Source organism: Sphingomonas sp. (genome assembly GCF_042091075.1).
In the GTDB taxonomy this organism is placed as follows: domain Bacteria; phylum Pseudomonadota; class Alphaproteobacteria; order Sphingomonadales; family Sphingomonadaceae; genus Sphingomonas.
Genome location: NZ_JBELIE010000215.1, coordinates 1 through 4,516, shown reverse-complemented (window position 1 = coordinate 4,516; position 4,516 = coordinate 1). Strand labels below are relative to the sequence as shown.

At 69.1% G+C, this 4,516-nt stretch carries 4 protein-coding genes and 1 pseudogene; all 5 read left to right on the top strand.

What is annotated here, in order from left to right; genetic code table 11:
• Positions 1-970 (top strand): electron transfer flavoprotein-ubiquinone oxidoreductase (locus ACFDSW_RS15560; RefSeq protein WP_375251178.1); only part of this gene is annotated, 970 nt, incomplete at its 5' end.
• A 128-nt stretch (positions 971-1,098) separates the two neighbouring features.
• Entirely contained in the window at positions 1,099-2,730 is a 1,632-nt protein-coding gene (locus ACFDSW_RS15555) for a tetratricopeptide repeat protein (RefSeq protein WP_375251177.1), read from the top strand.
• Positions 2,727-3,581, top strand: coding sequence for a 4-(cytidine 5'-diphospho)-2-C-methyl-D-erythritol kinase (locus ACFDSW_RS15550; RefSeq protein ID WP_375251176.1), 855 nt, complete (start codon positions 2,727-2,729; stop codon positions 3,579-3,581). Before ACFDSW_RS15555 ends, ACFDSW_RS15550 begins: the two co-directional genes overlap by 4 nt.
• Positions 3,578-4,288 carry an enoyl-CoA hydratase/isomerase family protein gene (locus ACFDSW_RS15545; RefSeq protein WP_375251175.1) on the top strand — a complete coding sequence of 237 codons (711 nt, stop codon included), beginning with the start codon at positions 3,578-3,580 and terminating at the stop codon, positions 4,286-4,288. Before ACFDSW_RS15550 ends, ACFDSW_RS15545 begins: the two co-directional genes overlap by 4 nt.
• 104 nt (positions 4,289-4,392) lie before the next feature.
• A pseudogene (locus ACFDSW_RS15540) lies at positions 4,393-4,516 on the top strand (DNA recombination/repair protein RecA); the annotation flags it as partial.

Genomic DNA, 4,516 nt, shown 5'->3' with positions numbered 1-4,516 from the left:
CGGCAAGGTGATCCACACCCAGGGCTGGCCGCTGAGCGAGCATGGCGCGAACGGCGGCGGCTGGATCTATCATCAAGCCAATGGTCAGGTGTCGATCGGCTTCGTCACCTGGCTGAACTATACCAATCCGTATGTGTCGCCCTTCCAGGAAATGCAGAAGTGGAAGACGCATCCGCAGGTCGCAGCGCTGCTGAAAGGCGGCAAGCGTGTCAGCTACGGCGCGCGCGCGATCTCCGACGGCGGCTATCAGTCGGTGCCCAAGCTGGTGTTTCCGGGTGGCGCGCTGATCGGCGACAGTGCCGGATTCCTCAACGTGCCGAGGATCAAGGGCACGCACACCGCGATGAAGAGCGGCATGATGGCGGCGGAAGCGGCGGTCGAGGCGATCGTTTCGCAGCGCCAGCACGACGAACTGGCCGGCTATACCGCCGCCTATGAGCAGTCGTGGGTGAAGAAGGAACTGTCGGTCGTCCGCAATGTCGTGCCGCTGGTGAAGCGCTTCGGCGATTTCCTCGGTTCGGGGCTCGCGGGCATTACGATGTGGGCGGAATATCTGGGGCTCAGGATGCCGTTCACGCTGCATCACCACCCCGACCACGAGACGCTGTGGCGCAAGGATCTGGTCAAGAAGATCGACTATCCGAAGCCCGATGGCGTGCTGACGTTCGATCGCCTCTCCTCGGTGTTCCTCTCGAACACCAACCATGAGGAGGATCAGCCGGTCCATCTGACGCTGAAGGATCCGTCGGTGCCGGTGGAATACGACCTGCCGATGTATGACGAACCGGCGCAGCGTTACTGCCCCGCGGGGGTGTATGAGATTGTCGGCGAGGACGTCGGCGAGCCGAAGTTCGTCATCAACGCGCAGAATTGCGTTCACTGCAAGACGTGCGACATCAAGGATCCGACGCAGAACATCAACTGGGTCGTCCCGGAGGGTGGCGGCGGCCCGAACTATCCGAATATGTGATGGCCGCCGGCCCGGGCTTTGGGCGTGATCCGTATCGGCGTACCGCGCGGCGCGACGGGGCAGGGGGACAGGGCAGGGGGACGGGTAGGGGGTTGACCCGGCCGCCCCACCACCGCGAAAGCGGGTTCATGCAGACGCGCTTCCTTCTCGCGACCGCCTTGTTGACGGCGGGAATCGGCGGGGTGGCCGCTCCCGCCACGGCCGGCACGGTCGCTGATCTCGCCGCTTACGCCCGTGCCCGGGCGGCGGAGGCGGACGGCGCGATCGACGTCGCGACCCGGGATTATGCCGCCGCGCTGGCCGGCGCCGCCGGTGATCCATTGGTGGCGCTGCCGGCTTTTCGAGAGGCGATCCGCGCCGGCGACGATTCGCTAGCGGATCGCGCCGCGAGCGTTCTGGCCGCACACGAGGCCTTGCCCGCCGATGCTGCGCTGCTGGCGGTCGCGGATGCGGCGCGGGCCCGCGATCCGCGCGCGGAGCTGGCCGCGATCGCCCGCGTCGAACAGGGGCAACTGCATGTGTTCGCGCCCTCGCTGCGCGCCTGGGCCAAGCTGGAAAGCGGTGGCGATCCGTTGACCAGTCTATCCTCCCCGGCGGCGGCGAAGGACAATGTCACTCGCCGGTTCGCGGCCGAGACCCGAGCGCTTATCATGCTGGCGACCCGATCCCCGGCGCAGGGCGTGGCCGCGCTGCGTCCGCTGCTGGGCAACGATCAGGCGGGGCTCGACAATCGCATTGCCGGCGCGCGGCTGCTGCTGGCGCGTGGCGAGCTTGTCGCCGCGCGCGATCTACTCGCTGGAGAGGCGCCGGCGTTGATCGCGCTGCGCAACCGTCTCGATGATCCGGCGGTGGTCCGGGCCGCAGGCGCGCGTGGATCGCTGGCGTTCGGCGCGTCGCACCTGTTCGTGCGGGTGGCATCCGATCTTGCGCTGGGGCCGCCGAACCCGCTGTCCTACATGCTGGTGCGTGCGGCCTTGCGTGCCGATCCAGGCAACGATCGCGCGCGCCTGCTGCTGGCGGGGCTGCTGTCCAAGGACGGAGCGACCGATCGTGCCATCGCCGAACTGGCGACGATCCGGAGCGACAGCATCTATTATCGCAATGCCTTGGCGGGTCGGGTGCAGTTGCTTGCCGATAGTGGCCGGAGGCCGGATGCGATCGCCCTGGCGCGCACCTTGGCCGAGGCGCCGGACGCGACGATCGACGATATCCGCCGGCTCGCGGACCTGTACATGGGCGAGGAGAATGCGGTTGCGGCCGCGCCGCTGTACCGCGCGCTGATCGATCGTAGGGGGGCGGCGGCGGACGGATTGGATTGGTTGCAATATGGCGCCGCGCTCGACCGCGCCGGGCAATGGCCGGCCGCGCGCGAGGCACTGGAGCGCGCGGTCGCGCTGGCACCGATGGATGCGATGACGCTGAACTACCTTGGCTACGGGCTGGTCGAACATGGCGAGCGCCTCGATGTGGCGCGCGCGATGCTGGAAAAGGCGGCGCGGCTGAAGCCCGATGACCCGGCGATCGCCGACTCGCTCGGCTGGGCGTATTTCCGGCTGGGCGAGGCCATGCGCGCGCTGCCGCTGATCGAGGCCGCCGCCACGACCGATCCGGGCAATGCGGAGATCGGGGAGCATCTCGGCGATGTCTATTGGCGGGCGGGGCGGCGTTTCGAGGCACGCTACGCCTGGAACGCGGCGAGATCGGTGGCGACCGGCGCGGCGGCGACGCGGCTCGACGGCAAGATCGCCGACGGCCTGTGAGCGACGCTGAACCCCTCTCGGTGGTGGAGCCCGCCCCGGCGAAGATCAATCTTGCGCTGCATGTGCGGGCGCGGCGGGCGGATGGGTATCACGATCTCGAAACCCTGTTCGTCTTCGCCCGCGACGGCGATCGCGTGACGGTGACGCCGGCCGAGGCGGACCGCCTTTCGCTGACGGGACCGTTCGCGCCTCTGCTCGCGGGGGAGGGCGACAATCTCGTCACCCGCGCAGCCGCCGCTTTCACCGAGACGTTCGCGATCCGGCAGGGCCACGCGATCACGCTCGACAAACATCTGCCGGTCGCGTCGGGAATCGGCGGCGGATCGGCGGACGCGGCGGCGACCTTGCGCGCGCTGGCCCGGCTGCATGACGTGGCGGCCGACGATGCGCGGCTGCTGACGATCGCCGCGCGGCTGGGGGCGGATGTGCCCGCCTGCCTCTTGGGGCGGGCCGCATTCGGACGTGGGCGCGGCGATGCGCTGGAGACGATCGAGGGGCTTGGCGACTGCCCGGCTTTGCTCGTCAATCCGGGGGTTGGCGTGTCGACCGCGGCGGTGTTCGGGCGTTGGGACGGGGTCGATCGCGGTGCGATCGCTACTTCGGGCGACACGTTCGCGCGCGGGCTCGCGGGACGCAACGACCTGCAACCAGCCGCCGAGGCGCTCGCCCCCGTCATTCGTGACGTCATGGCGGCGCTCGGGGTGTCAGGCGGTGCGCGGCTGATCCGCATGTCGGGTTCGGGCGCGACATGTTTCGCCTTGTTCGAGCGCCTGGATGAGCGGGACGAGGCCGCCCGCCGTATCGCCGCCACCCGCCCAGGCTGGTGGTTGCTGGCAACGACGATCGCATGATCGATCTGACGCTGGACGATAGCGGCGTCGCCACGCTCGTGCTCGATCGCCCGGCCGCGCGCAACGCCTTGCCGACCGAGGCGTGGTGGCGACTGGCGGAAACGGTCGCGGCGATCCCCGCGTCGGCGCGCGTGCTGCTCGTGGCGTCGGCGGTGCCGGGTATCTTCAGCGCCGGAGCGGATCTCGCCGATCTGGCGCGATTGATCGACGACGTGCCCGCACGCACCGCATTCCGCATGGCGATGGCGGCGGCGACCGAGGCGCTCGCGGGATTGCCGGTCCCCAGCATCGCGGCGGTCGAGGGGGCGTGTCATGGCGCCGGGGTGGCGTTGACGCTGGCATGCGACATAGTGGTCGCCGGCTCCTTGGCGCAGTTCGCGATCCCGCCGGCGCGGCTGGGGATCGGCTATCCCGCCGGGGATGTCGCGCGGCTGATCACGCGCGTCGGCCGGTCACAGGCCGCGCGACTGTTGTTCACCGCCGCGCCGATCGATGCCGCCGAGGCGCTGCGGATCGGCCTCGCCACGATGGCGGGGGATGGACGTGAGGTGGCGCGGCTGGTCGCCTCCCGTGACGTCGGGGCGCTGCGGCTGCTCAAGGCGATTGCTACCGACCCGGCGGATCCCGCGCACGATTCGGGGTTCGAAGCGTCCTTCGCGTCGCCGGCCTTCGCCGCCGGCGTTGCCCGTTATCGCGGAAAGCCTTGATTCACCTCTTCTAGTTCTCCACTTGTTCTATAGGAACAAAGTAGGTACGAGATGATCGCGCGTTGAATGAGGCGCGCGGGTGCTCTAGCGAAAGGCTTTCGGCAATGGCCGCCAAACTTCAGGTGATCGATACCGGCATGGCAACCGCGAACGCAGACCGTCAAAAGGCGTTGGACGCCGCCCTCGCGCAGATCGACCGCGCGTTCGGCAAGGGCTCGGCGATGAAGC

Excerpts from the sequence above, each read along its gene's own strand:
- ACFDSW_RS15555 (WP_375251177.1), top strand. The coding sequence starts at position 1,099 with ATGCAGACGCGCTTCCTTCTCGCGACCGCCTTGTTGACGGCGGGAATC.
- ACFDSW_RS15545 (WP_375251175.1), top strand. The coding sequence starts at position 3,578 with ATGATCGATCTGACGCTGGACGATAGCGGCGTCGCCACGCTCGTGCTC.